Origin of the sequence: Leclercia sp. Colony189 (assembly GCF_009740165.1) — a bacterium.
Classification (GTDB): domain Bacteria; phylum Pseudomonadota; class Gammaproteobacteria; order Enterobacterales; family Enterobacteriaceae; genus Enterobacter.
Genome location: NZ_CP046557.1, coordinates 4,210,753 through 4,225,366, shown reverse-complemented (window position 1 = coordinate 4,225,366; position 14,614 = coordinate 4,210,753). Strand labels below are relative to the sequence as shown.

At 56.9% G+C, this 14,614-nt stretch carries 15 protein-coding genes and 1 other RNA gene; 10 read left to right on the top strand and 6 right to left on the bottom strand.

Annotated features, from left to right (window positions below; translation table 11 throughout):
• Positions 1–54: 54 nt before the first annotated feature.
• Positions 55–483 carry a YhbP family protein gene (locus GNG29_RS20110; RefSeq protein WP_156655269.1) on the top strand — a complete coding sequence of 143 codons (429 nt, stop codon included), beginning with the start codon at positions 55–57 and terminating at the stop codon, positions 481–483.
• On the opposite strand, the gene GNG29_RS20105 is transcribed toward GNG29_RS20110, so the two are convergent.
• A complete protein-coding gene (locus GNG29_RS20105; RefSeq protein WP_103824906.1) occupies positions 469–987 on the bottom strand; it encodes a type 1 glutamine amidotransferase domain-containing protein in 519 nt (172 codons plus the stop codon). The two genes, GNG29_RS20110 and GNG29_RS20105, sit on opposite strands and share 15 nt — an antisense overlap.
• A gap of 126 nt (positions 988–1,113) precedes the next feature.
• Here GNG29_RS20105 and GNG29_RS20100 point away from each other — a divergent pair, with 126 nt between their 5' ends.
• Entirely contained in the window at positions 1,114–1,758 is a 645-nt protein-coding gene (locus GNG29_RS20100) for an NAD(P)H-binding protein (RefSeq protein ID WP_103177150.1), read from the top strand.
• A gap of 33 nt (positions 1,759–1,791) precedes the next feature.
• Here GNG29_RS20100 and dolP read toward each other — a convergent pair whose 3' ends face one another.
• From dolP to GNG29_RS20080, 4 genes are read right to left on the bottom strand one after another with little or no spacing between them, the layout of a single operon-like run.
• Positions 1,792–2,367, bottom strand: a complete 576-nt coding sequence (gene dolP, locus GNG29_RS20095; RefSeq protein WP_156655268.1) for a division/outer membrane stress-associated lipid-binding lipoprotein — start codon at positions 2,365–2,367, stop codon at positions 1,792–1,794.
• A 9-nt stretch (positions 2,368–2,376) separates the two neighbouring features.
• Entirely contained in the window at positions 2,377–2,967 is a 591-nt protein-coding gene (gene diaA, locus GNG29_RS20090) for a DnaA initiator-associating protein DiaA (RefSeq protein WP_032614385.1), read from the bottom strand.
• Positions 2,968–2,988: 21 nt separating this feature from the next.
• The gene (locus GNG29_RS20085) at positions 2,989–3,384 is read right to left on the bottom strand and encodes a YraN family protein (protein ID WP_103177148.1); all 396 of its coding nucleotides are present in this window, start codon (positions 3,382–3,384) and stop codon (positions 2,989–2,991) included.
• Complete coding sequence (locus GNG29_RS20080; RefSeq protein WP_156655267.1) at positions 3,342–5,459, bottom strand: penicillin-binding protein activator; 2,118 nt, start codon at positions 5,457–5,459, stop codon at positions 3,342–3,344. The genes GNG29_RS20085 and GNG29_RS20080 overlap by 43 nt, the downstream gene beginning before the upstream one ends.
• A gap of 62 nt (positions 5,460–5,521) precedes the next feature.
• On the opposite strand from GNG29_RS20080, the gene rsmI reads away from it, so the two are divergent.
• Both rsmI and GNG29_RS20070 read left to right on the top strand, forming a co-directional pair.
• The gene (gene rsmI / locus GNG29_RS20075) at positions 5,522–6,385 is read left to right on the top strand and encodes a 16S rRNA (cytidine(1402)-2'-O)-methyltransferase (protein WP_103177146.1); all 864 of its coding nucleotides are present in this window, start codon (positions 5,522–5,524) and stop codon (positions 6,383–6,385) included.
• A 4-nt stretch (positions 6,386–6,389) separates the two neighbouring features.
• On the top strand, positions 6,390–7,370 hold the full coding sequence (locus GNG29_RS20070; protein ID WP_103177145.1) for a Fic family protein: 981 nt from the start codon (positions 6,390–6,392) through the stop codon (positions 7,368–7,370).
• Between the two features lie 127 nt (positions 7,371–7,497).
• On the opposite strand, the gene garD is transcribed toward GNG29_RS20070, so the two are convergent.
• The gene (garD, locus tag GNG29_RS20065) at positions 7,498–9,069 is read right to left on the bottom strand and encodes a galactarate dehydratase (protein ID WP_103824902.1); all 1,572 of its coding nucleotides are present in this window, start codon (positions 9,067–9,069) and stop codon (positions 7,498–7,500) included.
• Positions 9,070–9,487: 418 nt separating this feature from the next.
• Between garD and GNG29_RS20060 the strand changes: the two genes are divergently transcribed.
• The 6 genes from GNG29_RS20060 (at position 9,488) to GNG29_RS20035 (ending at position 14,571) form a co-directional block, all read left to right on the top strand.
• Positions 9,488–10,822, top strand: coding sequence for an MFS transporter (locus GNG29_RS20060; RefSeq protein WP_103177143.1), 1,335 nt, complete (start codon positions 9,488–9,490; stop codon positions 10,820–10,822).
• A 15-nt stretch (positions 10,823–10,837) separates the two neighbouring features.
• Positions 10,838–11,608 carry a 2-dehydro-3-deoxyglucarate aldolase gene (gene garL, locus GNG29_RS20055; protein WP_103177142.1) on the top strand — a complete coding sequence of 257 codons (771 nt, stop codon included), beginning with the start codon at positions 10,838–10,840 and terminating at the stop codon, positions 11,606–11,608.
• 31 nt (positions 11,609–11,639) lie between these two features.
• The gene (gene garR / locus GNG29_RS20050) at positions 11,640–12,530 is read left to right on the top strand and encodes a 2-hydroxy-3-oxopropionate reductase (RefSeq protein WP_103177141.1); all 891 of its coding nucleotides are present in this window, start codon (positions 11,640–11,642) and stop codon (positions 12,528–12,530) included.
• A gap of 60 nt (positions 12,531–12,590) precedes the next feature.
• Positions 12,591–13,736 (top strand): glycerate 2-kinase, encoded by a 1,146-nt coding sequence (gene garK, locus GNG29_RS20045; RefSeq protein ID WP_156655266.1) that lies wholly within the window; start codon positions 12,591–12,593, stop codon positions 13,734–13,736.
• Positions 13,737–13,768: 32 nt separating this feature from the next.
• Positions 13,769–14,146, top strand: an RNA gene (rnpB, locus tag GNG29_RS20040) — RNase P RNA component class A.
• 47 nt (positions 14,147–14,193) lie between these two features.
• The gene (locus tag GNG29_RS20035; protein WP_156655265.1) at positions 14,194–14,571 is read left to right on the top strand and encodes a hypothetical protein; all 378 of its coding nucleotides are present in this window, start codon (positions 14,194–14,196) and stop codon (positions 14,569–14,571) included.
• The last annotated feature ends 43 nt before the right edge of the window (positions 14,572–14,614 follow it).

The window sequence follows — 14,614 nt, the reverse complement described above, 5'->3', positions numbered from 1 at the left end:
GCGACAGATTCAGTATGTTAAGGTGAGTGCACCTTAGCATGAGAGAGAAGCGAAATGGAAACTCTGGCCGCCATCAACCACTGGCTGGCGAAGCAGCACGTGGTCACCTGGTGCGTACACCAAGACGATGAGCTGTGGTGTGCCAATGCCTTTTACTATTATGACCCGCAGCGCGTCGCGTTCTACGTCTTAAGCGAAGACAAAACCCGTCATGCGCAGATGAGCGGCAAACAGGCGAAAGTTGCAGGCACCGTCAACGGGCAGCCCAAAACCGTGGCGTTAATCCGCGGGGTGCAGTTCAAAGGGGAGATTCGTCGTCTGGAAGGAGAGGAAAGCGACGTGATGCGCAAGTACTATCTTCGTCGCTTTCCGGTTGCCGCTGCCATGCCAGCTCCGGTATGGGAGATCCGTCTGGATGAACTGAAGTTCACTGACAACACGTTAGGCTTTGGCAAAAAACATCACTGGCTACGCGCCGAGTAAGCGCAACGCCTCACGGTTAAAGGCGATAAGATCTTCTGGCGTCCGGCTGGTAACCAGCTGATCGTTATCGATGACTACCTCCTGATCGTGAAAATCGGCCCCGGCGTTTTTCAGATCGATGGCGATCGATTTCACGCCCGTCAGTTTACGTCCGCGCACAACCTCAGCGCTGATGAGCAGCTGTGGGCCGTGGCAGATAGCAAAGACCGGTTTCCCGCTGGAGACAAAATCCCGGGTAAAGGTCACGAAACGCGTATCGCTGCGTAGCGAGTCCGGGGAGTGCCCACCCGGCAGTAACAGGGCGTCAAAGTCAGACGGGCTCACCTCATCGATGGTTTTATCGATGGTCACGCTGGCCTCGCCCTTATGGCCTTTTACCGTTTTGCCTGCCTCTTTTTCAATGGTGATCACCTCATGGCCCGCCTTACGAAACGCCTCGGCAGGTGAGGTAAATTCTGAATCTTCAAACTCGTCGGTAATCAAGACCGCAATTTTCTTGCTCATGCTTCCTCCGTTGTTTTGGCTTCAGACAGCTTTTTTCCAGCTTGTGGTAAATACTTAACGTTCAGACCACTAAGTGTGGTTGAGCGGCATGAAATCGCATACGGACTAATCTGCAAAGGAGGAGTAATGAGTCAGGTTTTAATTACCGGCGCGACCGGCCTTGTGGGTGGGCACCTGCTGCGTATGCTAATCCAGGAGCAGAAGATCAACTATATCGCCGCCCCGACGCGTCGCCCGCTGGGCGATATCGAAGGGGTGTTTAATCCCCACGATCCGCAACTGACCGATGCGCTGGCACAGGTTCAGGATCCGGTAGATACCGTCTTTTGCTGTCTGGGCACCACCCGGCGTGAGGCGGGCAGCAAAGAGGCCTTTATCCATGCCGATTACACGCTGGTGGTGGATACTGCGCTGACCGGAAAACGACTCGGGGCGAAGCATTTCCTGGTGGTGAGCGCCATGGGGGCTAACGCGCATTCGCCGTTCTTCTACAACAAGGTGAAAGGCAAAATGGAAGAGGCCCTGATCGCCCAGAAGTGGGAGCGGTTGACCATTGTGCGTCCGTCAATGCTGCTGGGGGAGCGGGAGAAGCATCGCTTCAGCGAGTCGCTGTTTTCCCCGCTGTTCAGTCTGCTGCCCGGCAACTGGAAGTCTGTCGAGGCGCGGGATGTGGCGCAGGTTATGCTGCAGGAGGCGCTGGGTGCAGCACCGGCAGGAGTCAATGTTATTCCGTCGGCGAAAATCAGGGAGCAGGCGCAGGGAGAGGAATGAGCGCCCTCTGCCAGCGGCAGAGGGCGGGGGAGATTACTTGATGTAGGTGAAGGCGGTAGTCACGTGTTTCACGCCGCTCACCCGGCTGGTGATATCCGCCGCCGCTTTACCTTCACGCTCGGTCACCAGGCCGAGCAGGAAGACTTCGCTGTTCTCGGTGGTCACTTTCACGTTAGAGGATTTCACCTGATCGCTACCCAGCAGCTGGGAGCGCACTTTGGTGGTGATCCAGGTGTCATTTGAGGCGGCACCCAGGCCAATCGGCTGGCCCTGACGTATTTCGTTAAATACCTCGGTCGTCCCTTCTACACCCATCGCAATTTGCTTCGCGCGGGAGGCAAGTTCGGTATTCGGCGCCTGGCCGGCCAGTAAAACCTTGCCCTGATAAGCCGTTACGTTAATACGCGCTTCTTTCTTAATCTGTTGGTCTTTGGAGAGTGCGCTGTTCACGCGCAGTTCAAGGGTGCCGTCATCCACCTGCGTGCCCACGGTTCGCGGGTCGGTCGCGGCTTTGGTACTCACTGCGGCGGTACCCACTACCGCTGCAGCCACACATCCCTGAAGCAGCAGCGCAGAAATAAGGACTGCGAGGGGCGAAAGTGCCTTCATGTTTACTCCTTAATCATCCTGGTGAGGGAAAAGCGTGTTATCGATCAGATCGCATAAACAGTTCACCGTCAGCATATGCATCTCCTGAATGCGCGCGCTGCGGTGGGAAGGAATACGGATCTCAACATCATGCGGACCTAACAGCCCTGCCAGCTCACCGCCGTCGTAACCGGTCAGCGCAACGATGGTCATATCGCGCGTGACGGCCGCTTCCACGGCTTTCACGATGTCGCGGCTGTTGCCGCGCGTGGAGATGGCCAGCAGGACATCACCGGCATGCCCTAACGCGCGCACCTGCTTGGCGTAGATCTCATCATGAAGACGATCGTTGGCAATCGCCGTTAAGACCACGTTATCGGTATTAAGTGCAATGGCAGGTAAACTGGGGCGCTCTGTCTCAAAACGATTGATCATACTGGCAGCAAAATGCTGTGCGTTGGCGGCCGAGGTGCCATTACCACAACAGAGAATTTTGTTGCCGTTAAGCAGGGACTGAACCAGCGTCATCGCCGCGCGGGAGATGGCGTCCGGCAGCGCTTCTGCTGCTGCAATCTGAGTCTGAATGCTTTCCGTGAAGCAAACCTTAATTCTTTCGAGCACGGTATCCCTTAACGATCTGATTTACGCGTCTTCGCCGAAGGCGTTTTTGAACCATTCGATGGCGTTTCCGGTGAAGGCTACCACATCGAACCGGCAATCCACAGTGTCAAAGCTGCCATTATGCCGGGCAAGCCACAACTGGGCGGTGTGTAACAATTTTTGTTGCTTGGCCCGGGTCACGCTGGCGGCGGCCCCGCCGTAACGGGATGACTGGCGGTAGCGCACCTCAATGAACACGATGGACGGGCCGTCCTGCATGATAAGGTCAATTTCACCGCCGCGTCCGCGAACGTTGGCGGCGATAAAGCGCAGTCCTTTGCGCTCAAGCCAGCGACGCGCCTGTAATTCGCGCGCGTCGCCGGTCTGTTTGCGGGTTAACTGGCCGGAACGATCTGTCCCTGCTGGTATTTGAGCCATGATAACTTCCTGTTAATCACGCAGTCCTGAGTGGCGGTGAGATCGCCGGTATTGCCGTTAAGGGTAAAGCCCGGCACCTGGCGCATCTGGGTGAAGTGGTTCGCCAGCGCCCAGGCATCCACGCCCATGGCATACAGGCGCGCCAGCGAGTAGTCGTTACGCACGCTGCTGAGCGCCTGCTGCATCAGCTCTGGGTTTGCCCCTGCGAGCATCGGTATTTCGCTGTACTGTAGCCCTTCCATCTCAAGACGGAAGTCCGGGCCTGCGGTGCCCTGTGCGCTGCGTGAGCTGGCGTACAGCGACACGCCCGCCTGGCTGCCGTTACGCATGGCGATCATCGGTTTGATAAAGGCGATCTCTTCCGGGGTGGCGACAATGTAGGCCGCATCCACGTTACCGCCGCCGCTGATCTGCGCATCCGTTGGCGGAGCCGGGATAGTCAGACCACCAATCGTCACGCTCTGCTGCTGTGGCAGGCTGGCAGTCACCGGGCTACCGCTGAGGGCAATACCCGCTCCGCCGTTCACGCCTGCGCGCAGTTCTGAGGCTGAGCCAAATTTCTGCTGCAGGACGATGCCGCCACCCAGCTGTTGCCACTCCTGGGCAAAGGCAGTCGCGACGCGATCGCCCAGTTGGCTGCGCGGGATAAGCAGCAGAGGAGCCTGCTTACCTTGCTCATGGATATGGCGGGCCGCATCGCGGGCTTCGTCTTCTGGCGACAGGGCAAAGTAGCAGACGTTAGGGCGATTCTGCACCTGCTCCGGCTGGTTCAGCGCCAGCACGTTCAGCGGGGTGTTGCTTCTCACCAGCTCGTCCACGTTGTTTTTCAGCAGCGGGCCGACCACGATGCTGGCGCCATCCTGCTGCACCTGACTCAGCACCTGATCGAGCGGCTGGTTGCTGGTGTCATACACTTTTATCTCCGCAGATGGGTTACCCATGACCTGTGGTTGGGCAACGGTCTGCGTCTCTTGTGTCGTGACCGGAGTCTGCACCGGCTCCTGCACGTTACTTTCCTGTACGTTGCCTTCCGGCGCGGCGACAGGCTGAGGGGTGGCAGGGGCCTGCACCGGATTCTGGAGCGTGCCTGGCTGGGCAGCGACAGGTTGGGTCGCGGTCAGATCGTTGGTTTCGGCACTGGATGGGCTCACCACATCACCGGCATTAGCGGCCTGGGCGACCTGGGCGGGAACTGCGCTGCCCGCGACGGCGGCAGTACCGTTTCTCGCCGCTTCAAAACCCTGCTGGATCGTGCGGCCAAAGACGGCGGCCTGGCCACCTAATGGCAGCAGCAGGGCGATTTTGCTGGTGGAGGCTGGCTTGAAGTTCTGTACATTAACCAGTTGCGTTGGCAGCATGCTTGCGCCCGGGTTATTCGGATAGCGGGTTTGCCAGTCTTTAATTCCGGCCTTCAGCATATCCGGATCGTTGCGGTTATCGAACCAGACGCGCTGCAGATCCAGCCAGCCCTGCAGGATATTCTCGTCGGCGTTAATCACCAGCGCATTGGCCTGATCGGGGTTCATGGCGGAGAGCGTCTGCCAGGTGGCATCGATATTTTTCTGTTTTTCGGCAGCGGAGAGCAGCGGCTCCTGGGCGATCAACGCCCGCAGCAGCGTCAGGGAAGGACGCCCCTGCTCAGCGGCGATACCGGCCTGCCAGAAACGCGCCTGCTGATTTTTATCCAGCGCGCTGATGTCGATATTGCCGAGGAGCTTCTTAGCGCCGGCAGCATCGTTCTGCGCAATTTTCAGCTCGGCGGCCAGCAGGGACTGTTCGCGACGCTGGGTATCGGTCAGATCCTGCGGCAACTGGTTAAACAGATCGGTGGCATGCTGGGTTTTACCCTCTTTCAGCAGTGCACGAATGGCGAGTAATTGCCAGTTGATCCTGGTATCATTCGAGCTCTGCTCCATCTGGTGCAGATAGAAGCCGGAGTCAGCCTGGGCTGTACCCTCCATGTGGGCAGCACTTTGATCGGGCGCCTGTGTGCCACAGCCTGCAAAGAACAGGGCTGCCAGCACCAGCGGAAGGCTGCGCGTGGCTTTATTATGAAAAAACGTTAAGGGTACCATACTGTATCCAGTGATATTTTTTACGCAATGCTCAATATTAAATCGGCAATACGGATGAAACAATGAAACAACACGAAACGGCAGATAATTCTCAGGGTCAGCTATATATTGTACCTACTCCTATCGGGAATTTATCTGATATTACCCAACGTGCGCTCACCGTATTGCAAAGCGTTGATCTTATTGCGGCTGAAGATACCCGCCACACTGGCCTGCTGCTGCAACACTTCGCCATTAACGCCCGCCTGTTTGCCCTGCACGATCATAACGAGCAGCAAAAGGCCGAGACGCTGGTGGCAAAGCTGAAAGAGGGGCAGAACATCGCCCTGGTCTCCGATGCCGGCACGCCGCTGATTAACGATCCAGGCTACCATCTGGTCCGCACCTGCCGCGAGGCGGGCATTCGGGTTGTCCCGTTACCGGGGCCGTGTGCCGCCATTGCCGCCCTGAGCGCGGCGGGTCTGCCGTCTGACCGCTTCTGCTACGAAGGCTTCCTGCCCGCCAAATCCAAAGGTCGTCGCGACGTGCTGAAGGCGCTGGAAGCCGAACCGCGCACGCTGATCTTCTACGAATCGACCCACCGTCTGCTGGAGAGCCTGGAAGATATGGTCGCCGTCTGGGGAGAGGCGCGTTACGTGGTGCTGGCCCGCGAACTGACCAAAACCTGGGAGACCATCCACGGCCTGCCGGTTGGCGAGCTGCTGGCATGGGTGAAAGAGGATGAAAACCGCCGCAAGGGCGAGATGGTGCTGATTGTCGAAGGGCACAAGGCCGAAGAGGACGCCCTGCCTGCGGATGCCCTGCGCACCCTCGCGCTGCTGCAGGCTGAACTGCCGCTGAAGAAAGCGGCCGCGCTGGCAGCAGAGATCCACGGCGTGAAAAAGAACGCGCTGTATAAATATGCGCTGGAGCAGCAGGGGGAGTAAGCTCGTGAGCCGTTATCAACCGCCTTTTACGATTACGTCTGCAATCCTTAATCTGGTGGTTGAAACGGGAGAACTGCTGGGACACTGGGCTGCTTATACGGGGCGAGCTTCACCTCTGCTGCGTAAAGAGAATCGTATTCGTACTATCCAGGCGTCGTTAGCCATTGAACATAATTCGCTGACCACCGGGCAGGTGACCGCAATTATGGATGGAAAGCGGGTGCTGGCCCCGGCAAAAGATATTCAGGAAGTCAGAAACGCCATCCAGGCCTATGAGCACCTGAATATCTGGCAAGCCAGTCGTCTGAAAGATTTGCTGAGTGCCCATCGGCTCCTGATGAAGGGGCTCGTAGATAATCCCGGGCAACTGCGCCAGGGGGATGTCGGGATCTATCGTGGTAACCAACTGGTGCATATGGCACCTCCTGCATCTCAGGTACCTCGTCTGGTGGATGAGCTGCTTGGCTGGCTTAATGCCACAGACTTGCACCCGCTAATTGCCAGCTCTGTATTCCACTATGAATTTGAATTTATCCATCCCTTTGCCGACGGTAATGGCCGTATGGGGCGTCTCTGGCAGACTCTTATCCTCAGCCACTGGCGTGCCGAGCTGGCCTGGTTGCCGGTGGAAACGCTGATCCACTTTCAGCAAGAGCGGTACTACGCCATCCTTGGGCAGTGTGATAAAGCCAGCGATTGCACGGCTTTTGTAGAATTTATGCTACACAATCTTGCCGATGCGCTGCGTGAAAGTATCGCAACCCCGCATGCATTGTCGGAACAAATGTCGGAACAAATGTCGGAAAAAGAGGATGCCATCCTGCAACTTCTGATTACCCAGCCAAAAATGACAGCTTCTACCCTGGCCTCAATGCTCGGTGTAACCTCCCGTACGGTAGAACGCTACCTTAGCGCATTACAAAGCAAGGGTAAGGTACAACGGGTCGGTGCCAGAAAAGGTGGGTACTGGCAGGTCTTAAGATAGGCAGCGCTTGTCCCGTCAGACGATAATTACTTCAGATCGGCAAAAATTCGGAATGGCGAGCATCAGCCAGAACGAAAGGCAAAAAAAAGCATGGCCGAAGCCATGCTAAAGGAGGTTTACTGCAAACTCAGGTCACCGGGGCCGGGTTAAATACCGCCAGCTGGTTATGTAATCCCCATTGATCGGAGAAAGTCTTCTTACGTCCACTCGCCACGTCGAGGATGAAGTGGAACAGCTTCCAGCCCACATCCTCAATGCTCTCTTCGCCGGTAGCGATAGTGCCCGCGTTGATATCCATCAGGTCAAACCAGCGGTTCGCCAGCTCGGTACGGGTCGCCATTTTAATGACCGGCACCGCCATCAGGCCGTACGGGGTGCCGCGACCGGTGGTGAAGACCTGAACGGTGATCCCGGAGGCCACCTGCTGGGTACCGCAGACGAAATCACTGGCTGGCGTGGCGGCGTAGATCAGGCCACGTTTAGTCGGGCGCTGACCCGGAGAAAGCACTTCAACGATGGCGCTCTTGCCCGATTTGGCGATGGAGCCCAGCGCTTTTTCTACCACGTTCGCCAGGCCGCCTTTCTTGTTGCCCGGTGACGGGTTGGCGCTGCGGTCGGTCTTGCCCATGTCGAGATAGTTATCGTACCAGGCCATCTCCTCCAGCAGGCGTTTGCCCACCTCTTCGTTGATGGCGCGCGGCGTCAGGAGATGGATCGCGTCGCGCACTTCGGTCACTTCGGAGAACATTACCGTGGCGCCACAGCGCACCAGCAGATCCGAGGCATAGCCCACTGCCGGGTTGGCGGTCACGCCCGAAAAGGCATCGCTGCCGCCGCACTGCATTCCCACCACCAGCTCAGAGGCCGGGCAGGTTTCACGCTGGCGCTGATTCAGTTTTGCCAGATGGCGCTCAGCGACCTGCAGAATGTCATCCACCATCGACCGGAAGCCGACATGCTGCTCATCCTGCAGACGCACGATGCTGGCGTCATCCACCGGGATCGCCTGCACGTCTTCAGTACCCTGGAGCAGCTTTTCGGGTTGCAGCTTCTCGCAGCCGAGGCCGATAACCATCACTTCGCCGCCGAAGTTCGGGTTCAGGGCGATATTGTGGATGGTGCGGATAGGGACAATTGCCGCCGGAGCGTTGATCGCCACGCCGCAGCCGTAAAGGTGGTTCAGACCCACCACGCCGTCGACGTTGGGGTATTTTGGCAGCAGATCGCGTTCGATGATCTTCACTACATAATCGACCACGCCCGCCACGCAGTGCACGCTGGTGCTGATGCCGAGCAGGTTTTTGGTGCCTACGCTGCCGTCCGCATTGCGATAACCTTCAAAGGTATAGCCTTCAAGCGCAGGTAGCGGCTCCGGTACGCGGGTTGCCAGCGGCAGGGTGTGCAGCGGCGGGGCTTCCGGCAGGGCAACCAGCGACTCATCAATCCAGCTGCCCTGGGGGATGGCGCGCACGGCGTAGCCGATGACTTCGCCATAACGCACGATTTCGCCCTGCGCCGGGATATCCACCAGCGCCACTTTATGGCCCTGTGGAATATGCTCGATGAGTTCAAGTCCGTCCGGGAAACGCGTTCCGGCTTTTAACCCCTGATCGTTAACAATAATCGCCACGTTATCGGTCTCATGTACCTTAATATAAAACGCGGTCGGCGACGTTTGACGAATTTCGATGTCGGCCATTGTCCAGTATTCTCCAGCGCGTGGGGGATAATTAATTGATCAAAGAGTAACTATATTTTCTCGTTATAAAAAATAAAGACTCTGCTCAGTGGAATAAAGAATGTCAGGCATGGGGAATTAATAATGTGATCGCGATCACTCATTTATGACGGTGGCCTGCCCATAAGGGGAGCAATGGCGAAATCTGTGCATCAGCGCCCAGGGGTTTGTGCATATGCTCAAAATAATATTCACAATAAAGTTGATAATTGAGCAATGCGACAATGCGTGGTGGTGGGCGCTTGATTATACTCATTAACGCTTTCATGGATTTGGTTAATTAACCGTAATTACCTCTCTCTAATGAGCAAAATAATCAGGACTGCCTCTTTCTTAAAACAATAAAAATAATTTCATTGATGTACCAGAGGAAATAAATATGTTGCTGGATACTACCGTTGAAACTAAAAAGGGTTTCCCCACCCGTTATTTAATATTACTCATCATTTTTATTGTTACCGCTGTCAATTACGCTGACCGCGCCACGCTCTCTATTGCCGGAACGGAAGTCGCCAAAGAGCTGCAATTAAGTGCCGTGTCGATGGGCTACATCTTCTCCGCCTTCGGCTGGGCCTATCTGCTGATGCAGATCCCCGGCGGCTGGCTGCTGGACAAATTCGGCTCGAAAAAGGTCTATACCTACAGCCTCTTCTTCTGGTCGCTGTTCACCTTCCTGCAGGGGTTTGTCGATCTTTTCCCGCTGGCGTGGGCGGGCATTTCAATGTTCTTTATGCGCTTTATGCTCGGCTTCTCCGAGGCGCCATCCTTCCCGGCTAACGCCCGTATCGTGGCGGCCTGGTTCCCGACCAAAGAGCGCGGTACGGCATCAGCTATTTTTAACGCCGCGCAATATTTCTCGCTGGCGCTCTTCTCCCCGCTGCTCGGCTGGCTGACCTTCGCCTGGGGCTGGGAACATGTCTTTACCGTAATGGGTGTGATTGGCTTTGTGCTGACCGGCATGTGGGCGAAGTTTATTCATAACCCGACCGACCATCCAGGCATAAGCGCCGATGAACTGAAGTTCATTAAGGAGGGCGGCGCGGTGGTCGATATGGACCACAAAAAGCCAGGCGACAAAGCGGCCAGCGGTCCGAAGCTGCATTACATCAAACAGTTATTGTCTAACCGGATGATGCTGGGCGTCTTTTTCGGGCAATACTTTATCAACACCATCACCTGGTTCTTCCTCACCTGGTTCCCGATTTATCTGGTGCAGGAGAAGGGGATGTCGATTCTGAAAGTGGGCCTGGTGGCATCCATTCCGGCGCTGTGCGGCTTTGCCGGCGGCGTACTGGGCGGCGTATTCTCGGATCACCTGATTAAGCAAGGCAAGTCGATTACCCTGGCGCGTAAGCTGCCGATCGTGCTGGGTATGCTGCTGGCCTCCTCAATCATTCTGTGCAACTACACCAACAACACCACGCTGGTGGTCGCGCTGATGGCGCTGGCCTTCTTCGGTAAAGGGTTTGGTGCCCTGGGCTGGCCGGTCATATCCGATACCGCACCGAAAGAGATTGTTGGCCTGTGCGGGGGTGTGTTTAACGTCTTTGGCAACGTAGCGTCAATCGTCACTCCGCTGGTGATTGGCTATCTGGTCAGTGAGCTGCATTCGTTCAACGCGGCACTGCTGTTCGTAGGGTGTTCGGCGCTGATGGCGATGTTCTGCTACCTGTTCGTAGTGGGCGACATCAAACGTATGGAATTGCAGAAATAAGCAAAGGTATAAGCGATGAGTAACGATATTTTCCCAAACAAATTTAAAGCGGCCCTCGCGGCACATCAGATTCAGATTGGCTGCTGGTCCGCGCTGGCAAGCCCAATCAGCACCGAAGTGCTGGGACTGGCAGGTTTTGACTGGCTGGTGCTGGACGGTGAACATGCGCCGAACGACGTCACCACCTTTATCCCGCAGCTGATGGCGCTGAAAGGCAGCCACAGCGCGCCGGTGGTGCGCGTGCCGACCAATGAGCCGGTGATCATCAAGCGCCTGCTGGATATTGGTTTCTATAACTTCCTGATCCCGTTTGTGGAAAACGTCGAAGAGGCGGTGCAGGCGGTGGCCTCCACCCGTTATCCGCCAGAAGGCATTCGCGGCGTGTCGGTCTCCCATCGTGCCAATATGTTTGGCACCGTGCCGGACTACCTCGCCCAGTCGAACAAAAACATCACCATCCTGGTGCAGATTGAGAGCCAGCAGGGCGTGGACAACGTCGATGCCATCGCCGCCACTGACGGCGTAGATGGCATCTTTGTCGGCCCAAGCGATCTGGCGGCCGCCTTTGGCCACCTGGGTAATGCGAATCACCCGGAAGTGCAGCGCGCCATCCAGCATATCTTTGCCCGTGCCAAAGCGCACGGTAAGCCGTGCGGCATTCTGGCACCGGTCGAGGCTGATGCCCGACGCTATCTGGAATGGGGCGCAACCTTTGTCGCCGTCGGCAGCGATCTCGGCGTGTTCCGCTCCGCCACCCAGAAGTTAGCGGATTCCTTCAAGAAATAACCACCACCACTGAATAAAGAGAGACGCAATTATGACACTGAAAGTTGGTTTTATTGGCCTGGGTATCATGGGTAAACCAATGAGTAAAAACCTCATCAAAGCAGGTTACTCACTGGTGGTTGCAGACCGTAACCCGGAAGCCATTGCCGAAGTGATCGCCGCAGGCGCAGAAACGGCCACCACGGCAAAAGCCATTGCTGAGCAGTGCGATGTGATCATCACCATGCTGCCAAACTCCCCGCACGTTAAAGAGGTGGCGCTGGGCGAAGGCGGCATCATCGAAGGGGCAAAACCTGGCACCGTGCTGATCGACATGAGCTCCATCGCACCGCTGGCCAGCCGTGAAATCAGCGAGGCGTTAAAAGCAAAAGGCATCGACATGCTGGATGCGCCGGTGAGCGGCGGCGAGCCGAAAGCTATCGACGGCACCCTCTCTGTGATGGTGGGCGGCGACAAAGCCATCTTCGACAAATACTACGACCTGCTGAAAGCGATGGCCGGCTCCGTGGTGCATACCGGTGAGATTGGTGCCGGTAACGTCACCAAGCTGGCAAACCAGGTGATTGTGGCCCTGAACATCGCCGCGATGTCTGAAGCCCTGACCCTGGCGACCAAAGCGGGCGTTAACCCGGATCTGGTGTATCAGGCCATCCGTGGCGGCCTGGCGGGCAGCACCGTACTGGATGCCAAAGCGCCAATGGTCATGGATCGTAACTTCAAGCCGGGTTTCCGTATCGATCTGCACATCAAGGATCTGGCGAACGCGCTGGATACCTCTCACGGCGTGGGGGCACAGCTACCCCTGACCGCGGCGGTAATGGAGATGATGCAGGCCCTGCGCGCAGATGGGCTGGGAACGGCAGACCACAGCGCCCTCGCGTGCTATTACGAAAAACTGGCGAAAGTGGAAGTTTCTCGCTAACAAAGACGGGCGCGGGAACGCGCCCGCTATTTTTGCCTTAAGCGGTAACAGGCTATAACTATGAAAATCGTAATCGCCCCTGACTCTTACAAAGAAAGCCTGTCTGCCACCGAGGTAGCGCAGGCGATAGAAAAAGGCTTTCGGGAGATCTTTCCCGATGCAGAGTATGTTTCGGTTCCCGTTGCGGATGGCGGGGAAGGCACGGTTGAAGCGATGGTTGCCGCCACCAATGGCACGATGCAGCATGCAGTAGTGACGGGGCCACTGGGCGAAAGTGTCAATGCCTGCTGGGGGATCTCCGGCGATGGCGTGACGGCGTTTATTGAGATGGCGGCGGCGAGCGGACTGGCACTGGTTCCTCCGGCACAGCGCAACCCGCTGATTACCACCTCCCGCGGGACGGGCGAGCTGATCCTTGCCGCACTCGATAAAGGTGCGCGCAATATCATTATCGGGATTGGCGGCAGCGCCACCAACGACGGCGGCGCAGGGATGGTTCAGGCGCTGGGGGCAAAACTGACGGATGCCAACGGCACCGAGATTGGCTACGGCGGTGGCAGCCTGATGGCGTTAAACAATATTGATATTTCGTTGCTCGATCCGCGTCTCAAAACCTGCGCGATCCGGGTGGCCTGCGACGTGAGCAATCCGCTGATCGGCGAGCAGGGTGCCTCCCGCATCTTCGGCCCGCAGAAAGGGGCAACAGAAGCCAATATCACCGAGCTCGACAACAATCTTTCTCACTACGCTGATGTGATTAATACCGCGCTGCGTATTGAGGTTAAAAATGTCCCCGGTGCGGGTGCGGCAGGCGGCATGGGCGCCGCGCTGATGGCGTTCCTCGGCGCGGAGCTGAAGAGCGGCATTGAAATCGTCACCCAGGCGCTGAATCTCGAAGAGCATATTCACGACTGCACCTGGGTGGTGACCGGCGAAGGACGCCTGGACAGTCAAAGTATTCACGGCAAAGTGCCGGTGGGCGTGGCGCGCGTCGCCAGTAAATATCGCAAGCCGGTCATCGGCATCGCCGGCAGCCTGACCAGCGATGTCGCGGTGGTTCATCAATATGGCATCGACGCGGTGTTCAGCGTCCTGACCAGCATCAGCACCCTGGAAGAGGCGTTCCGCGGCGCGTTTGACAATATTTATCGCGCCTCGCGCAATATTGCCGCCACCCTGCGGGTAGGGATGCTCACCGAAGGGTGACAGCGGGGCGCAAACCCTCTATACTGCGCGCCGAAGCTGACCAGACAGTCGCCGCTTCGTCGTCGTCCCTTTCGGGGGAGACGGGCGGAGGGGAGGAAAGTCCGGGCTCCATAGGGCAGGGTGCCAGGTAACGCCTGGGGGGGAAACCCACGACCAGTGCAACAGAGAGCAAACCGCCGATGGCCCACGCAAGTGGGATCAGGTAAGGGTGAAAGGGTGCGGTAAGAGCGCACCGCGCGGCTGGTAACAGTCCGTGGCACGGTAAACTCCACCCGGAGCAAGGCCAAATAGGGGTTCACATGGTACGGCCCGTACTGAACCCGGGTAGGCTGCTTGAGCCAGTGAGCGATTGCTGGCCTAGATGAATGACTGTCCAACGACAGAACCCGGCTTATCGGTCAGCTTCAACTCTTCAGAAAACCCCGCTTCGGCGGGGTTTTTGCTTCTTGGCGGTAAGATGAATGACTGTCCAACGACGCTATACCCAAAAGAACGCGGCTTATCGGTCAGCTTCAACTCTTCAGAAAACCCCGCTTCGGCGGGGTTTTTGCTTCTTGGCGGTAAGATGAATGACTGTCCAACGACGCTATACCAAAAAGAACGCGGCTTATCGGTCAGCTTCAACTCTTCAGAAAACCCCGCTTCGGCGGGGTTTTTGCTTCTTGGCGGTAAGATGAATGACTGTCCAACGACGCTATACCAAAAAGAACGCGGCTTATCGGTCAGCTTCAACTCTTTAGAAACCCCGCTTCGGCGGGGTTTTTGCTTTCTGCCCTCATCCCGGCATTTACATTTAAAATTGTTTATATACTTCCTCACAGATCAACATCCGTAATTGAAAAATACTCCGGTTCTTCCCTGACAGATAATTGAGGATT

Coding starts and splice junctions, on each gene's coding strand:
- dolP (WP_156655268.1), bottom strand. CDS start 2,367: ATGAAGGCACTTTCGCCCCTCGCAGTCCTTATTTCTGCGCTGCTGCTT.
- GNG29_RS20105 (WP_103824906.1), bottom strand. CDS start 987: ATGAGCAAGAAAATTGCGGTCTTGATTACCGACGAGTTTGAAGATTCA.
- garK (WP_156655266.1), top strand. CDS start 12,591: ATGAAAATCGTAATCGCCCCTGACTCTTACAAAGAAAGCCTGTCTGCC.
- garL (WP_103177142.1), top strand. CDS start 10,838: ATGAGTAACGATATTTTCCCAAACAAATTTAAAGCGGCCCTCGCGGCA.
- GNG29_RS20110 (WP_156655269.1), top strand. CDS start 55: ATGGAAACTCTGGCCGCCATCAACCACTGGCTGGCGAAGCAGCACGTG.
- garD (WP_103824902.1), bottom strand. CDS start 9,069: ATGGCCGACATCGAAATTCGTCAAACGTCGCCGACCGCGTTTTATATT.
- GNG29_RS20035 (WP_156655265.1), top strand. CDS start 14,194: ATGAATGACTGTCCAACGACGCTATACCCAAAAGAACGCGGCTTATCG.
- garR (WP_103177141.1), top strand. CDS start 11,640: ATGACACTGAAAGTTGGTTTTATTGGCCTGGGTATCATGGGTAAACCA.
- GNG29_RS20100 (WP_103177150.1), top strand. CDS start 1,114: ATGAGTCAGGTTTTAATTACCGGCGCGACCGGCCTTGTGGGTGGGCAC.
- GNG29_RS20060 (WP_103177143.1), top strand. CDS start 9,488: ATGTTGCTGGATACTACCGTTGAAACTAAAAAGGGTTTCCCCACCCGT.
- GNG29_RS20085 (WP_103177148.1), bottom strand. CDS start 3,384: ATGGCTCAAATACCAGCAGGGACAGATCGTTCCGGCCAGTTAACCCGC.
- GNG29_RS20080 (WP_156655267.1), bottom strand. CDS start 5,459: ATGGTACCCTTAACGTTTTTTCATAATAAAGCCACGCGCAGCCTTCCG.
- rsmI (WP_103177146.1), top strand. CDS start 5,522: ATGAAACAACACGAAACGGCAGATAATTCTCAGGGTCAGCTATATATT.